Origin of the sequence: Congregibacter sp., from assembly GCF_965660375.1 — a bacterium.
GTDB lineage: Bacteria > Pseudomonadota > Gammaproteobacteria > Pseudomonadales > Halieaceae > Congregibacter.
Genome location: NZ_CBFHZO010000109.1, coordinates 1 through 15,041 on the forward strand (window position 1 = coordinate 1; position 15,041 = coordinate 15,041).

At 57.5% G+C, this 15,041-nt stretch carries 15 protein-coding genes and 1 tRNA gene; 10 read left to right on the top strand and 6 right to left on the bottom strand.

Annotated elements, in window-relative coordinates; translation table 11 throughout:
• Nucleotides 1–514: 514 nt before the first annotated feature.
• The 3 genes from ACTG3T_RS10635 to birA all read right to left on the bottom strand — a co-directional run bounded on the left by ACTG3T_RS10635 (nt 515) and on the right by birA (nt 2,397).
• A tRNA-Thr gene (locus ACTG3T_RS10635) sits at nt 515–590 on the bottom strand.
• A gap of 47 nt (nt 591–637) precedes the next feature.
• On the bottom strand, nt 638–1,420 hold the full coding sequence (locus ACTG3T_RS10640; RefSeq protein WP_439102252.1) for a type III pantothenate kinase: 783 nt from the start codon (nt 1,418–1,420) through the stop codon (nt 638–640).
• Complete coding sequence (gene birA, locus ACTG3T_RS10645; protein ID WP_439102253.1) at nt 1,417–2,397, bottom strand: bifunctional biotin--[acetyl-CoA-carboxylase] ligase/biotin operon repressor BirA; 981 nt, start codon at nt 2,395–2,397, stop codon at nt 1,417–1,419. The genes ACTG3T_RS10640 and birA overlap by 4 nt, the downstream gene beginning before the upstream one ends.
• Nucleotides 2,398–2,536: 139 nt before the next feature.
• On the opposite strand from birA, the gene ACTG3T_RS10650 reads away from it, so the two are divergent.
• Genes ACTG3T_RS10650 through ACTG3T_RS10685 form a run of 8 tightly spaced genes read left to right on the top strand, consistent with a single transcriptional unit; the run spans nt 2,537 to nt 11,542 of the window.
• On the top strand, nt 2,537–2,953 hold the full coding sequence (locus ACTG3T_RS10650; RefSeq protein ID WP_439102254.1) for a MerR family transcriptional regulator: 417 nt from the start codon (nt 2,537–2,539) through the stop codon (nt 2,951–2,953).
• A gap of 19 nt (nt 2,954–2,972) precedes the next feature.
• Nucleotides 2,973–4,142 carry an isovaleryl-CoA dehydrogenase gene (locus ACTG3T_RS10655; RefSeq protein WP_439102255.1) on the top strand — a complete coding sequence of 390 codons (1,170 nt, stop codon included), beginning with the start codon at nt 2,973–2,975 and terminating at the stop codon, nt 4,140–4,142.
• A gap of 10 nt (nt 4,143–4,152) precedes the next feature.
• Nucleotides 4,153–5,760, top strand: a complete 1,608-nt coding sequence (locus tag ACTG3T_RS10660; RefSeq protein WP_439102256.1) for a carboxyl transferase domain-containing protein — start codon at nt 4,153–4,155, stop codon at nt 5,758–5,760.
• Nucleotides 5,761–5,806: 46 nt separating this feature from the next.
• The gene (locus ACTG3T_RS10665) at nt 5,807–6,580 is read left to right on the top strand and encodes an enoyl-CoA hydratase/isomerase family protein (RefSeq protein WP_439102257.1); all 774 of its coding nucleotides are present in this window, start codon (nt 5,807–5,809) and stop codon (nt 6,578–6,580) included.
• Nucleotides 6,580–8,577, top strand: a complete 1,998-nt coding sequence (locus ACTG3T_RS10670) for an acetyl/propionyl/methylcrotonyl-CoA carboxylase subunit alpha (protein WP_439102258.1) — start codon at nt 6,580–6,582, stop codon at nt 8,575–8,577. Before ACTG3T_RS10665 ends, ACTG3T_RS10670 begins: the two co-directional genes overlap by 1 nt.
• Entirely contained in the window at nt 8,574–9,479 is a 906-nt protein-coding gene (locus tag ACTG3T_RS10675) for a hydroxymethylglutaryl-CoA lyase (protein WP_439102259.1), read from the top strand. The genes ACTG3T_RS10670 and ACTG3T_RS10675 overlap by 4 nt, the downstream gene beginning before the upstream one ends.
• 46 nt (nt 9,480–9,525) lie before the next feature.
• Nucleotides 9,526–9,948, top strand: a complete 423-nt coding sequence (locus ACTG3T_RS10680) for a hypothetical protein (RefSeq protein ID WP_439102260.1) — start codon at nt 9,526–9,528, stop codon at nt 9,946–9,948.
• Nucleotides 9,941–11,542 (top strand): cation:proton antiporter domain-containing protein, encoded by a 1,602-nt coding sequence (locus tag ACTG3T_RS10685; RefSeq protein ID WP_439102261.1) that lies wholly within the window; start codon nt 9,941–9,943, stop codon nt 11,540–11,542. The genes ACTG3T_RS10680 and ACTG3T_RS10685 overlap by 8 nt, the downstream gene beginning before the upstream one ends.
• Here the strand turns inward: ACTG3T_RS10685 and ACTG3T_RS10690 are convergent.
• The 3 genes from ACTG3T_RS10690 to cysQ all read right to left on the bottom strand — a co-directional run bounded on the left by ACTG3T_RS10690 (nt 11,539) and on the right by cysQ (nt 14,093).
• Nucleotides 11,539–12,870, bottom strand: coding sequence for a sterol desaturase family protein (locus ACTG3T_RS10690; protein ID WP_439102262.1), 1,332 nt, complete (start codon nt 12,868–12,870; stop codon nt 11,539–11,541). The genes ACTG3T_RS10685 and ACTG3T_RS10690 overlap by 4 nt on opposite strands.
• Nucleotides 12,871–12,897: 27 nt before the next feature.
• Complete coding sequence (locus ACTG3T_RS10695; RefSeq protein WP_439102263.1) at nt 12,898–13,143, bottom strand: YdcH family protein; 246 nt, start codon at nt 13,141–13,143, stop codon at nt 12,898–12,900.
• Between the two features lie 119 nt (nt 13,144–13,262).
• Nucleotides 13,263–14,093: a 3'(2'),5'-bisphosphate nucleotidase CysQ gene (gene cysQ, locus ACTG3T_RS10700; RefSeq protein ID WP_439102264.1), complete on the bottom strand. Its 831-nt coding sequence runs from the start codon at nt 14,091–14,093 to the stop codon at nt 13,263–13,265.
• A gap of 47 nt (nt 14,094–14,140) precedes the next feature.
• Here cysQ and yrfG point away from each other — a divergent pair, with 47 nt between their 5' ends.
• Nucleotides 14,141–14,803 (top strand): GMP/IMP nucleotidase, encoded by a 663-nt coding sequence (yrfG, locus tag ACTG3T_RS10705; protein WP_439102265.1) that lies wholly within the window; start codon nt 14,141–14,143, stop codon nt 14,801–14,803.
• A partial coding sequence (locus tag ACTG3T_RS10710; RefSeq protein ID WP_439102266.1) for an RNA-binding S4 domain-containing protein occupies nt 14,800–15,041 on the top strand: 242 nt, incomplete at its 3' end. The genes yrfG and ACTG3T_RS10710, both read left to right, overlap by 4 nt.

Consider the following 15,041-nt stretch of genomic DNA (forward strand, 5'->3'; position numbering starts at 1 on the left):
GGTACTGTTAGTGTTAATGCGGCAGGATATACTTGAAAAGAACCCATAGTGCTAACGAATCAACCGCGCGTTGGCACGCCCTATAGTTCCACTGCCACTGTGCTAGTTCCTGTTTTGCCGTTCCGGGGGTTGTTGTCTTGGCGGGTCTAATGGGGCTGTTTGGATTCCCTAAGCTCCGAGCTTGATGCTTGATTTAAGTGTAGGCGCTATGGCTACCCTTGCAGCCAACCCTGCCGTCTGCCCCAAGGTGCGCTAACGGGGCTAACCCTTATTTCCCTCTTTTTACTGTAGGCCAGTTTCGGAACAGGAAAACCGTTGCAAAATCGTCCTTTGCAAGCGAGAGCGGCACCCCGGCAACGGACCAGACGCGATAGGCCCCCCACGCCCTCCGAGGTCTAGCCGATTGAAACGCAATAGCCAGGAGGCCAGTGTGTGCTGCGTTTATCCGATCGCCGCCCGCAGCTAAACAGAAACCGAGTATTTGCAGAGGTTTCAAAGGGGTCTAAAAGGGGATTGGAGCTGGCGAGAGGAATCGAACCCCCGACCGGCTGATTACAAATCAGCTGCTCTACCTACTGAGCTACGCCAGCCAAAACGCGAGGTGCGCGAGTTTAGTCAAACGGGGAGATGCTTTCAATCAATCATTCACAAAAAGCGCTGAAGATACTTTGTGAGGACCGAGCAGCTCAGGGCGCTCCAATTCCGCCTGCCGCAACAAGCCCTCGAACACCAACCGGGGTGTCAGCATATACTCACAACTCAGCACCTCTGCCAGTTGCTGCATCCCGCCACCACAGAGCAGCAAGCCAGGGGCTTCACCCTTCTCCCCGGCCCCCTCTAGAGCCAAATTGACCGCTCCGGCCTGCGCAAGCAGCAAGCCGTGACTCACCGCTTCTGCTGTGGAACGGCCCGGAAGAATAGAAATGGCACCGGTTACACGGTCGCGAACCCGCTTTGTATCAGCAAAAAGCGCCCGCTCCATGAGCGCAGTGCCTGGAATGATAAAGCCTCCCTCATGCTCTCCGCTGGCGGCCACCAGGTCGATGGTGAGGGCAGAACCCGCATCGACCACACAAAAACGACCGTTAAGGCGGCGCCGCGCGGCCAGCATCGCCAGCCACCGATCCACTCCCATGCGCTCGGGGTTGGCGTAGGAATTCACAAGCCCGTCCAGTGCTGCCCGGGTGTGGGCGAACCACACCACAGCCCCTTTAGAGGCCAGCTTATCGGAAAGCTCCCGCTGCAGCCCCGGCGCCGCAACGCTGGCAATCAGTACCGTCGCATTTTGGAGCCTGCCTCCCATGCTCTCAGGAATGATGCCAGTTTCAAGGCGCCCCGCGCCCGACACCTCTCCCTCGTCGATCACGAGCCACTTTGCACCGCTATTGCCGATGTCCAAGAGCAGCAAGCACCCCTTCATGCCGCCGGCTCCTGCAGGCGCAGCGAAACCTCACCGGCGTAAATACTTTTCACTCCGGCAGCGGTGCGAAGGAGAAGCGCACCCCGCTCATCGACTCCGGCAGCCGCCCCGGCCAGGCGCTGGCCATTGTTGTCCACGACAACCGGAAGACCCGCAAAAGCATCCATCGCCACCCATCGCTCGCGCCAGGGGATAAATCCATCCTTTTCATAGGTGGCAAGCGCGGGCAACAAATGACTGAGAAGCTTTCCTGCCAATTCGCTTCGGGTAAATACTTCCCGACCTGCGCCCTGGAGGTCCGCCCAAGGTTGCTCAATGCCTTTTGCTGCATCGTCGGGGAGCTGCACATTGACCCCGACACCAATGACCACGTCGCAGGGACCAGAGAAATCTCCGCTCATCTCCACCAGAATGCCCGCCAGCTTTTTACCGTCCAGATAAACGTCATTGGGCCACTTCAAGGAGACGCCCTCAACACCCAGTGCCTGAAGCGCTTCGCCCACGGCAACACCCATGGCCAGAGACAGACCCTCAAGAACCCCGGCCCCACCACTAAACTGCCGCCCCACGGACAAATAGATGCTGCTGGCAAAGGGGCTCACCCAGGACCGTCCGCGGCGGCCGCGCCCCGAACTCTGCCTCTCTGCGAGACAGACGGACGCACCCGCACCGAATGGCGTCTGTCGCCGGAGCTCGGCGTTCGTGGAGTCTATGCTTTGGTGGATATTTAACTGGTGTAGCTGCGCGGACGCGTCGCGATCAATGGATTCGCGGATAACGCGTTCGTCGAGGAGATCCAATCCGCCTTCAATCTGATAACCCTGCCCCCGCACCCGTTTCACGCTGATACCCAGCTTTTCCAGAGTGGCAACCTGCTTCCATATGGCCGTGCGACTCAGACCCTGCGCATCGGCAAGATCCGAACCTGAGTGAACAGTACCATCAGCAAGTTGCGCTAAAACGTCGGTGGCGGACATCTAAGGAGAGCTTTTATCGAGAGGGCAGCGGATCATAGCAAAGTCGTCCTCAGGCATCCGAACACCGCCGGCCACCAAATTCAATTGAGGGGCGCTTATCCAGCTTTACGTTAACGTAAACGTAAGCTAGACTCGAAATATGTCATCGACGCAAAAACGTTTCACCATCTCTGAGTTATCGCGAGAGTTTGATATCTCCACGCGAACGATCCGCTTTTACGAAGAGAAAGGCTTTATCAAGCCCCTTCGCTCCGGGCAAAAACGCATTTATACACCCGCCGATCGAGCCCGTATCCGACTTATATTACGGGGCAAACGCATTGGCCTCAGCCTCGCCGAAAGCGTCGAAATCATTGATATGTATCACCCCGGCGAAAGCGACTCGACACAGCTTGACTCGCTTCTCACCCGTATTGGTAAGCGCCGGGCGGCACTGGAGCAGCAGCGCAAAGATCTTGACGATATGCTCACTGCGCTAGACGAAGTTGAAGAACTTTGCCGCGACGCCCGGAAAAAACACCGAGACAAACAACCTCACAAATCACTCACTGCTTAACGCGCAAGGAGCACAGCGTATGAACACCGGATACCCCACTCTTAATTTCGGGCTTGGCGAGGACATCGACATGCTCCGGGATGCGGTGCATCAAATGTGCGAAAAAGAAATCAAACCGCGCGCGGCACAGATTGATAAGGACAATGACTTTCCGGCGGACCTGTGGCCCAAGCTCGGTGCCATGGGGCTGCTGGGCATCACCGTCGACGAGGAATACGGCGGTAGCGGTATGGGCTATCTCGCCCACTCCATTGTTATGGAAGAGATCAGCCGGGCCTCGGGCTCTGTGGGACTCTCCTACGGTGCCATGTCCAACCTCTGCCTGAATCAAATCCAGCGCCATGGCAACGACGCCCAGCGATCCCACTACTTGCCGAAACTCTGCAGCGGAGAGCACGTTGGTGCCCTGGCAATGTCTGAGGCAAATGCCGGCTCCGACGTAGTGAGCATGAAGCTTAACGCTCGCCGGGAGGGCGATCACTTTGTTCTAAACGGCACAAAAATGTGGATTACCAACGGGCCTGACGCCGATGTTTACGTCATTTACGCGAAGACCGATGTTCAGGCGGGCTCCCGCGGTATTACCGCCTTTATCGTAGAACGCGACTACCCGGGATTCTCCCGGTCGCCGAAGCTAGACAAACTGGGAATGCGCGGATCCAACACCTGTGAGTTGGTGTTTGAGGACTGCAAGGTTCCCGCCGAAAATATTCTCCGGGAAGAAGGCAAAGGCGTCGAAATTCTTATGTCCGGCCTGGATTACGAGCGCACCGTCCTGTCCGGTGGACCCGTGGGCATCATGCAGGCCTGCATTGATGAGGTGTTGCCCTACCTCCACACGCGAAACCAATTCGGCCAGGCTATCGGAGAGTTCCAACTCATGCAGGGAAAGCTTGCCGATATGTATGCCGACCTGAACGCCTGTCGGTCCTATCTGTATATGGTCGCAGCGGCCTGCGACCGCGGCGAGGAAACTCGCCAGGATTGCGCGGCAGTGATCCTGTACACGGCGGAAAAAGCAACCCAGCTGGCGCTGCAAACGATTCAGGCCTTGGGTGGTTATGGCTACACCAACGAAGCCAATGCGGGACGCCTGTTGCGCGATGCCAAGCTCTACGAGATTGGTGCCGGAACCTCAGAGATTCGGCGTATGCTCATTGGCCGCGAACTCTTCAAAGCCTCGGCCTGAGTATTTATCCATGACAATTCTTCAGACTCGATATAACGCCAACGATCCCAGCGCTCTGGATAATCAGCGGGCGATGCGACGTCAGGTCAAAAACCTCCGGGAGCTGGTCGCGAAAATCAGCGAAGGCGGCGGTGAAGTCTCGCGGGAACGACATGTGTCCCGCGGCAAACTGCTGCCACGAGAACGCCTCGATGCACTGTTGGACCCGGGAACCCCCTTTCTGGAACTGTCCCAGCTGGCTGCCCATGAGGTCTATGAGGACGAGGTGCCGGGCGCCGGCATCATCACCGGTATCGGTCGTGTCAGTGGTCACGAATGCATGGTGTTTATCAACGACGCCACGGTAAAAGGCGGCACCTACTATCCGCTCACGGTAAAGAAACAGGCCCGTGCCCAAACTATCGCCGAACAGAACAACCTGCCCTGCCTCTATCTGGTGGACTCCGGTGGTGCGTTCCTGCCCATGCAGGACGAGGTGTTTCCGGACCGGGAGCACTTTGGCCGCGCTTTCTACAATCAGGCACGCATGTCTGCCAAGGGTATTCCGCAACTCGCCGCAGTACTCGGAAGCTGCACCGCCGGAGGCGCCTACATCCCCTCCATGGCCGATGAATCGATTATTGTGCGCGAACAGGGCACCATATTTTTGGGCGGACCACCACTGGTCAAGGCGGCAACCGGCGAGGTCGTCAGTGCCGAAGAGCTCGGTGGAGCCGACGTGCACTGTCGCCAATCCGGCGTCACCGATCATTACGCCAACGATGATCGACATGCCATGGCCCTGCTACGGCAGTCCGTCGCCAATCTCAATCGTGTCAAGCACGTCAATGTCGAAGTCAAAGAGCCGGTAGAGCCCCGATACCCCGCAACGGACCTGTATGGGATCGTTCCTGCCGACAGACGCCAACCCTTTGATGTGCGGGAGGTCATCGCACGGATTGTCGACGACTCGGCCTTTGACGAGTTCAAAGCGCTTTTTGGCGACACACTGGTGTGTGGTTTTGCGCGACTCAACGGGTACCCCATTGGCATCGTTGCCAACAACGGCATCCTGTTCTCCGAATCGGCCGTAAAAGGCGCCCACTTTGTCGAGCTCTGCGCGCAGCGCAAGATTCCCTTGTTGTTTCTACAGAACATCAACGGGTTCATGGTCGGTCGCGAATATGAGGCCGAGGGGATAGCCCGACACGGCGCAAAGATGGTTCACGCCGTGGCCTGTGCCGATGTTCCCAAATTCACCGTGGTTATCGGTGGCTCCTTTGGCGCGGGAAACTACGCCATGTGTGGCCGCTCCTACGATCCCCGTTTTATGTTCATGTGGCCCAACGCACGCATATCTGTGATGGGTGGCGAACAGGCAGCGAGTGTTTTGGCCACGGTCAAACAGGACCAGCTCGCGAGGCGTAACGAGAGCATGAGCGACGAGGAAGAGGCGAACTTCAAGCAGCCTATCCTCGACCGCTACGAATCCCAGGGACATCCTTTCTATGCCTCGGCCCGACTTTGGGATGACGGCGTAATTGATCCCATGGATACACGACAGGTGTTGGCACTCGCACTCTCCGCCTCACTCAATACGCCGATAGAGGAATCACGCTTCGGCGTGTTCCGAATGTAGGTAGCGCATGATGAGCACCAGTTCTGAATCATTAGTCAGTTGTGAGGTGAGCGAACAAGGCATTGCCAGGGTAACGCTCAACCGTCCGGAAAAGCATAATGCGTTTGACGATGGGATGATCGCCCTAATGCAATCGCACTTTGATCGTCTCGCGGGGAGTACTCATGTCCGCGTCGTGATTTTGCAGGCTGAGGGTAAAAGCTTCTCCGCCGGCGCAGACCTTGGCTACATGAAGCGCATGGCGGACTTCGATTACGGGCACAATCTTGACGATGCCCGCGCCCTTGCAACGATGCTGCAAACGCTTAAGACACTGCCCCAGCCAACCATCGCCAGAGTTCAGGGCAATGCTTTTGGCGGTGCCGTGGGTCTCATCAGTTGCTGCGATATCGCGATAGCCAGGGTCGGGACCTTGTTTGGGCTTACGGAAACGCGTATCGGCCTCATCCCTGCGACCATCGGGCCCCACGTGATTGAAGCGATTGGCACCCGCTGGGCGCGACGTCTGTTTCTCACCGCAGAGCGTTTCGACGCTCATCGTGCCCGGGACATACAGCTCATCCACGAGTGCTGCCCTGCCGATGAACTCGACAGCATGATGAACGACATCGTGCAATCTTTGCTGCATAACGGTCCGGAGGCTATGGCCGCGGCTAAGGTCCTTGTGCGGGACCTCGCCGGCAAAAACGTTGATGAACAGTTGATTGATGACACCAGCGCGCGTATCGCCCATCTGCGCGTCTCCGAAGAGGGCCAGGAAGGCCTCCAGGCATTTCTCCAAAAGCGTCCGCCGAGCTGGACCACAGGGAGTAAAAACTGATGTTTAACCGAATTCTCATAGCGAATCGCGGAGAAATCGCGTGTCGCGTTATCCACACGGCGAAGGCGCTGGGCATCCGTACTGTCGCGGTGTATTCCGATGCTGACCGAAACGCGCTCCATGTGCAGCTGGCCGATCAGGCTGTACATATTGGTGAATCGGCGGCAACGCTCTCCTATCTGGATCAGGACAAGATCCTCAAGGCGGCGGTCGAGACTGGCAGCGAAGCGATACACCCGGGCTACGGCTTTCTGTCTGAAAACGCAGGGTTCGCAAGAGCCTGTGAGGCAGCGGGTATCGTATTTATCGGCCCCGGAGCTTCCGCCATCGACTCCATGGGCTCCAAGTCCCGCGCCAAAAGCATCATGGAGAAAGCGGGCGTTCCCCTGATACCCGGCTACCACGGTGACGATCAAAGTGACGAAGTACTTCGCGAGCAGGCGGACGCCATGGGTTACCCCGTTCTCCTCAAAGCTACCGCCGGAGGTGGGGGCAAAGGGATGCGCGCGGTGCACGGTGCTGATGAATTCAGCGAAGCCCTGGCAGCCGCTCGCCGGGAATCGAGTGCCAGCTTCAGCGATGACCGCATGCTGATCGAAAAACTGATTCAACGTCCGCGGCACGTGGAAGTGCAGGTTTTTTGTGACGGTCACGGCAACGGCGTGTACCTCGCGGAACGGGATTGCTCTATCCAGCGCCGTCATCAAAAGGTCATCGAAGAGGCTCCCGCACCGGGGCTTTCCGATGAGCTTCGTCGCGCCATGGGTGAGGCCGCGGTGGATGCCGCGCGCGCCATTGACTATCTGGGGGCAGGCACGGTGGAGTTTCTCCTTGATGCTTCAGGGCGATTCTTCTTTATGGAAATGAACACCCGGCTTCAGGTGGAGCATCCGGTAACCGAAATGATTACCGGGCAGGATCTTGTGGAATGGCAGCTGCGCGTTGCCGCAGGAGAAACGCTGCCCTTAAGTCAGAGTGAAATCCGGGTGGACGGTCATGCCATGGAAGCGCGCATCTACGCCGAGGATACGGAGCAGGACTTTCTCCCCTCCACCGGCGTCATTAATTATCTGCGCCTGCCTCCGGAAGGACCCTCCCTGCGCATTGATACGGGGGTCATTGAAGGCAGCGAAATCAGCCCCTACTACGACCCCATGATCGCAAAGCTCATTGTCCATGGGGACACCCGTGAAGAGGCCCGTCGACGTCTGACCCGCGCTCTGAGCGCGTTCCGCGTGGCGGGACCAGCAAGTAACATCGCATTTCTCTATAACATTGCCGCACTCCCGGCGTTTGCGCACTGCGATCTTGATACGCACTTTATCGAGCGTCATCACGAAGACCTTTTTCGGGCGCCTCCTGCGCAGAAAAACCGCGACCTCGCCGCCGCCGCACTGGCACTTCTGTCCCTCAGACGCCGGGCCAATCAAAGCCCCGGGAATGATCGATTTTCACCCTGGGCGGATAGCCGGGGCTGGCGCATGAACACACCCCACTGCCAACGGTTCGACGTGCTTTGTCATGGTAAGGAGTATCTCGTGGAGCTTGTGGATCGCGGCGATCATCTCGAGCTGCTTCTGGACGACGAGACGGCAACCATCCGCGGCGATCTCCGCGACGATGTTTTAATGCTGGAGCTTGATGGGCATCGCTACCGCGGCAGTTTTGCCACAGAGAATGGGGAATTCACAGTGTTCTGGGATGACGGTGCTTTCCACTTCGCTGAAAAACAGCTCACTACGGCAGACGCCACTGCCGCGGCCGCAGGCGATAGCGAGTTCGGGGCCCCCATGCACGGCACCGTGGTTGCACTTCTCGTAGAGCCGGGGACTGTCGTCAACGCAGGTGATCCCGTTGTGGTTATCGAGGCCATGAAAATGGAGCAGACCCTGCGGGCGCCCTCGGCGGGCAAGGTCAACGGGTTTCGCTTTAATCCGGGCGACCTGGTTGATCGCGGCGCGAGCCTGGTGGACTTCGAAGGTTCGAGCGCTTCATGAGTGCATCCCTTAATTATCCGAAAGCTGTTTCCATTGTGGAGGTTGGCCCCCGCGATGGTCTGCAAAACGAAAGCGCTCCCCTGTCGACCGGTGACAAAGTCGCACTGGTGGAGGGACTCGTGGACGCAGGGCTGCGTTACGTGGAGACCGGCAGCTTTGTAAATCCTCGATGGATTCCCCAAATGGCGGACAGCGGCGATGTGTTTCAACAGATTGCGCGCGTTCCTGACGTCACCTACGCCGCGCTTACACCCAACCTGAAGGGTTTTGATCGCGCCATGGACGCCGGCGCCAGCGAGGTTGCCGTGTTCGCTGCGGCTTCGGAGTCTTTTTCCCAGCGCAATATCAATTGCTCCATCTCAGAAAGCATCGAGCGGTTCCTGCCCGTTATGGAGGCCGCGAAAACGTCAGGAGTCAAGGTTAGGGGCTACGTCTCCTGCGTACTGGGCTGCCCCTATGAGGGGGAAATTGCGCCCGCAGCAGTGCTAAAAGTATCTCAGGCCCTATTGGATATGGGCTGCTACGAAATTTCCCTGGGGGACACTATCGGCACCGGCACTCCCGGATCCATGGATACGCTCCTCAATGCCTTAGTGCCAAGCCTCACTGCCGGGCGACTGGCCCTGCACTGCCACAACAGCTACGGACAGGCACTGGCCAACCTATTGGTGGGTCTGCAGTATGGCATCAGGCGCATAGACAGCTCCGTTGCAGGGCTGGGAGGCTGCCCCTATGCGACGGGCGCCAGTGGCAATGTCGCCACCGAAGACGTGGTTTACATGCTCCAGGGCATGGGTATACAAACTGGCGTCAACCTGAATGCCCTCGTTAACGTAGGAACGGACTGCTGTAAAAAGCTGGGGAGAGAAACCCAGTCTGCAGTAGCTAAAGCCCGGGGCTAATCACAGCGATACAGTATGATCACGCCTCTGTGGTAACGTTTCCTGCGTGATCAAACATCCCGACACAGACCCAATCAAACTCCGCAACATGGCGGCAATTCTGGCGTCGATTTCTGGCGCGGGTCAGTGCCTTACGCTGTGGCTGCTGCCGACCACAAGCAGCCTGCTGCTCATCGCCTTGTGCGGCACCTTTTACCTGCTGTTGGGGCTTGGGCTTTTTGGTATCTCCCGGTTATCACTGTTTCTTGCGATTCTCCTGCCCCCTCTGCGCGGCTGGTTAGGAATATACCCACTGGATATCCCCGCCTGGGAGCTCCTGCGCATCGCGACTGATCTCGCCATTGCCCTGCTGTGCATTCCCCCGTTTTGGGCCTCGCTCCACCCCGAGCACCAGAAAGTCGAGCCGGGTTTGCGTGATGTTGCGGTGGTCCAAGCGAAGGCCCCGGACGCTGGAGTAAATAGTGCCTGACCCCCTGCTGATAATCGTAGCGCTCCTGTGCGGCATGGCGAGCAGAGCTATAGGCATGCCTGCACTCATAGGCTACCTGGCCGCAGGTTTTGTGCTCCACGAGCTTGATGTGGACGGTGGAGAGATGCTGGCGGTCCTCTCGGAAATGGGGATAACGCTGCTTCTCTTCAGTATCGGCCTGAAGCTGCAGGTTCGTGATTTGCTAAAGCCGCGCATCTGGGGCACCACGGTGATACATATGCTGGTGACCCAGCTCGTGGTGCTCGCTCTTCTCAGTCTCGCTGCGCAGTTTTTGCCGCAGCTGGGCTTGTCGATGAATGCCAAACTGGTCATTGCCTTTGCCTTCAGTTTCTCCAGTACAGTTTTTGTCATACAAATCATGCAGGAACGGGGCGAGATGGCTTCCCGTCATGCCAATCTGGCCGTGGGAGTGCTCATTATCCAGGATTTAGCGGCTGTGCTGTTTCTGGCCGCCTCTACCGGAAAGATGCCTGAACCATCGGCGCTCTGGTTGCTACTGCTGTTTCCCGCGAGGCGGCCCATTTTGAGCATGCTGCGTCTCGCGGGCCACGGAGAGCTATTCACGCTGGCTGGTTTTGCACTGGCCATTCTGGGCGCACAACTCTTTGACAGCGTCGGAATCAAAGGTGATCTGGGCGCACTTTTGATCGGTGTTCTGCTTGCGGGAGAGCAAAAAGGCAAGGAACTGGCGCGGAATCTTCTTTATTTTAAAGATCTTTTCCTCGTCGGATTCTTTTTGTCCATTGGACTCAGTGGCTGGCCCTCAACCAGCCTCATGATCCTCGCCTTCATACTTGGCAGCCTGGCTCTGCTCAAGCCCTTGCTGTATTTCCCGCTCTTCACGCGCTTGCATGTCGCGCCGCGTACCGCACTGATGGCATCCAACAGTCTGGCAAACCACAGCGAGTTTGGACTTATTGTCATTGCGGTAGCCGCCAGTCAGGGCTGGATAGGCTCCGAGTGGAGCGGAGCCATGTCCATCGCTATTGCGGTCAGTTTTGTAGTGGCTTCTCCCCTCAACCGGCTGTCGCACAGTTTGTATCGACGACACCGGGAGCGTCTCCTCCGTCATGAAACACCTATGGTCCGTGCCCAACGGCCGGACACTCAAGGTGTTCGCGTATTGGTGCTCGGCATGGGCAACATTGGCACAGGAGCCTACGAGGCGATTGCCAGAAGCTATGGCCGCGAGGTGCTCGGCATTGACGATAACGATCGAAAGCTCGCCCAACACCTGGCCATGCACCGGCGTGTCGCTGCAGCAGACGCCAGCGACCCGGACTTTTGGCATCGCGTCGACCTCAAGGAACTGGAGCTGGTGATGCTCGCGCTCACCAACCATCAGGAAAACATGCTGGTCGCAGACCTTCTTCGACAGATGGGTTTTACGGGACGCATTGCCGCCGTCGTTCGCTTTGAGGAAGAAGCCTCAGCCCTTGAAGCGAAAGGTATCTCTGCATTTAATCTCTATGCCAAGGCCGGTGAGGGCTTCGCGGCCCATGCAGCAAAGGGACTTCGGGAGCGCAGACAGCATGGGCGGGTTGACGACGACAGCAGTCCGTCGACTCCCTAAGCCATTTTTAACGGCGCAGGGGTGTCAGCATCAGACTCTGCGGCCTTCGTGACAAGCTCAGGATCCGCCGCAGCGTCACCTTCGGTTTTCTCTACCGCCTTACACTCAACCTTGCTTTTGCCATCCACGGCGGCGGTAACAGCAATTAGGATCGCCAGATTTACACACAGGTAAGTGGCTATTACCGGATTGAGAGTCCCCGCAGGGGGCATCATTAAAAATCCGCAGAAAAGGCTGAGCAGTCGCAGCGCGTCCAACACAAACCCTCGCGCAACGGAGCGCGCCTCCATCCAATAGGCGGTAGTGATTGTGGTCCAGAGCATTGCCAGCACCAGAACGACGCCAGCGCCGTAGCTCTCAAGGCTTCCCGACTGCAGATAACCCAGCAGCGCTACCACCGCTACGAGCTGGTAGAGCACATAGATCCGGACCGCCAGGCCCATGGGCGGGTCAAAGCGCTCGAAGGCCTCCAGCGGTGCCTTCTGCAGGGGGTATCTCGCGTCCACATCGGTGGGTCGCCAGCCATTGCGTGCGACCCATACATGCAGCTTGTCGCGCCAGCGGGACGCTCTCCAGCTATCCCTACACATATCGCTGTAAATGTGTGTCAGAGCCCGAACGGGGTTAAAGCTGTGAAGGGGGCCGCGGATACCATAAATCGGCGGATCCGAATCAAGCTCCTCCTGGAAAGTGCCAAAAAGGCGATCCCAGAGAATAAACAGGCCACCGTAATTACGATCAAGGTAACGTTCATTTTGGGCATGGTGAACGCGGTGATTGGACGGCGTGACAAAAATCCACTCGTACCAGCCCAGCTTGCCCACATGCTCGGTATGGACCCAAAACTGGTAAATGAGATTTATGGATCCGACGGTCACTACCACTTCCGCCGGGACGCCAAGAGCAAACATGGGCAGGTAAAAGACCCAACCCAACAGGAACCCCGTGCTGGTCTGACGCAGGGCAGTGGAGAGGTTGTAATCCTCACTCTGGTGATGTGCCACGTGAGCCGCCCACAAAATCGTGCGCTCGTGGCCCATACGATGAAGCCAGTAGTAGCAAAAATCGTAGAGCACCATTGCCAGAATCCAGGTCCAGATACTTTCAGCGCTCATCAACGGCAGTGAGAAATACTCGGTGGTGAGATGGTAGACGTAGCCGCCCACTCCCAGGGTGATAAATTTCCGTGCCTGGCTGAGCGTCCCGAGAAAGAGACTGCTTACCGCATCATTGACCCGATAGGTATTGCGGCCTGCACGCAGGCCCCATAGCAGCTCCATAATCATGGCAAGGATAAAGAAGGGAACGGCGTATACGACAAGATCCATAGCGTCAGAGACTCTTCAGAATTTCCTTCAGGCGTCCAGATCGGGAATCATGTCGTCCTTCAAAAGCGCAATAGTGTCTTTCAATCGCAACTTCTCCTTTTTCAAGCGCTGCAACAATATCTGGTTCTGATAGGGGTACTGCTGCATTTCGGCAATGCGGGTATCCAGCGCCCTGTGACGGGTCTGTAACTGCAGTAGGCGCATGGCAGGCGTCAAAACCTCATTTGCGGCTTCCGCGTCAGCGCCTGGTTCCTTGCCCGGTGGCCAGTTCATCTACTGGAATTTCCGCCTGTGATCACGCTTTGGAGAGAAGACGAAGATAACCGCGCCCCCGCCTCCAGACAAGGCCCATCTTTCACTCTCGAGTTCACCCAGGATTCACCCCGGGTTTCTCACCGGACACAAGCTAACAACCCATCCCACAAGTCAGCGGACCTGTCGCCCACCGCCACAAAATGCGGACTCAGCAGGGTATCTCGAGCGTTGTATTGCAAGGGCGCCCCGTCCATGCCGTAGACCGCCCCTCCCGCGGCGGTCACCAGGGCATCCCCTGCCGCCACATCCCACTCGCTGCAGGGGGAGAAGCGCGGATAGCAATCCCCCTGCCCCACAGCCAGGTCGCAGAACTTCAAGGCGCTACCGCTGTTTTGGCGAGCTATCTCATGACTCGACTTCAGGTAGTTTATGCAGTCATCCAATCGCGGATTGCTATGTCTTTTGCTCGCCAAAAGCACAAGTTCACGGGCAGGAAGCCTGCGTGTGCTAATCGCAGTGGACCGCCAGCTGCCGTCTTCCATACTCAACGCCCAGGCACCCGCACCGACGACCCCCAGGCTGGCTTTGTGCTTCAGGGGCTCATAAATCAAACCAACGGTCGGACGCTGCTCTTCGATCAGGGCTACGTTAATCGTAAATTCCCCTGTGCGTTCAAGAAACTCCCGGGTGCCGTCGAGGGGATCTACCATCCAGAAGCGATTCCACTGATGTCGCGATGCTATCTCGCTGCTGCTGCATTCCTCCGACAATAGTGGCAGCTCCGGACTCAATGCGGCCAGGCCGCTGCTGAGTATCTGATGAGAGCTGAGATCGGCCTGAGTAAGGGGCGTGCGGTCTTCCTTGCTGCTGAAAAGGCTCGCACTTGCCTCATCATTGTAGTACTGCACAATACTCTCTGAGGCCTGATAACACAGGTCCAAAAGCGCCCGGATATCCGTCTGCGTCAAGATTGGGTGCCCAGGGATTTGCATAAGCGCTACTATAGCACCCACTTATGATCGACTGGCCTAACATTCGCACGGTGCTCCTGGACATGGACGGCACCCTGCTGGACCTCCATTACGACAACCATTTCTGGATGGAGTATCTTCCGCGCGCTTACGCGAAATCCCGGGGCATAGCAGAGGATGACGCCATCGCCGAGCTTCAGGGGGGCTTCGCTTCGGTGCGAGGATCTCTGCCCTGGTACTGTCTGGATCACTGGTCCCGGGAGTTAGCTATGGACATCCCGAATCTCAAGCGGGAACTCAAGCACATGATCCGCATGCGGCCCTACTCCCTCGACTTCCTCCGATGGCTACGCTCGCAGCCTATGGACGTTCTACTGGTGACCAATGCTCACCGAGAGACGCTGAATATCAAAATGGCTGAAGTGGACATTACAGAATGGTTTGACCACATCGTAGTCTCCCATGATCTTGATGCCCCAAAGGAGCAGCAGGTTTTTTGGGAGCGCCTTCAGGAACTTCACCCCTTTGACCCCGAGACAACACTCTTTATTGACGACACCGAGTCAGTGCTGGACGCGGCTAAAAGCTATGGCATTCGACACCTATTGACGTTATTGCAACCCGACAGCTCCCAGCAGAAACGTATGGACACCCGTTTTCCGGGGATCCATCATTTTGACGAGATCATGCCCCAGGCCCGTCCGTGAACGACGTATCGGCGGAAAAGTTACGGGTGGACAAATGGCTCTGGGCGGCGCGATTTTTTAAAACACGCAGCCTGGCGAAAGCGGCGATCGAGGGCGGCAAGGTGCAGCTCAGCGGCCAACGGGTGAAGGTTTCCCGGGAAATTGCTGTAGGGGACCAGCTTCGCATACGTCAGGGATGGGATGAGCGCGACGTTATCGTACTTGGCCTCAGCGACCAGCGTCGCGGAGCACCGGAAGC

What these genes read in the sequence shown, in the direction of transcription:
- ACTG3T_RS10640 (WP_439102252.1), bottom strand. Translation starts at nt 1,420, where the DNA reads ATGAAGGGGTGCTTGCTGCTCTTGGACATCGGCAATAGCGGTGCAAAG.
- ACTG3T_RS10670 (WP_439102258.1), top strand. Translation starts at nt 6,580, where the DNA reads ATGTTTAACCGAATTCTCATAGCGAATCGCGGAGAAATCGCGTGTCGC.
- ACTG3T_RS10660 (WP_439102256.1), top strand. Translation starts at nt 4,153, where the DNA reads ATGACAATTCTTCAGACTCGATATAACGCCAACGATCCCAGCGCTCTG.
- birA (WP_439102253.1), bottom strand. Translation starts at nt 2,397, where the DNA reads ATGTCCGCCACCGACGTTTTAGCGCAACTTGCTGATGGTACTGTTCAC.
- ACTG3T_RS10655 (WP_439102255.1), top strand. Translation starts at nt 2,973, where the DNA reads ATGAACACCGGATACCCCACTCTTAATTTCGGGCTTGGCGAGGACATC.
- ACTG3T_RS10695 (WP_439102263.1), bottom strand. Translation starts at nt 13,143, where the DNA reads ATGAACTGGCCACCGGGCAAGGAACCAGGCGCTGACGCGGAAGCCGCA.
- ACTG3T_RS10690 (WP_439102262.1), bottom strand. Translation starts at nt 12,870, where the DNA reads ATGGATCTTGTCGTATACGCCGTTCCCTTCTTTATCCTTGCCATGATT.
- ACTG3T_RS10675 (WP_439102259.1), top strand. Translation starts at nt 8,574, where the DNA reads ATGAGTGCATCCCTTAATTATCCGAAAGCTGTTTCCATTGTGGAGGTT.
- yrfG (WP_439102265.1), top strand. Translation starts at nt 14,141, where the DNA reads ATGATCGACTGGCCTAACATTCGCACGGTGCTCCTGGACATGGACGGC.
- ACTG3T_RS10650 (WP_439102254.1), top strand. Translation starts at nt 2,537, where the DNA reads ATGTCATCGACGCAAAAACGTTTCACCATCTCTGAGTTATCGCGAGAG.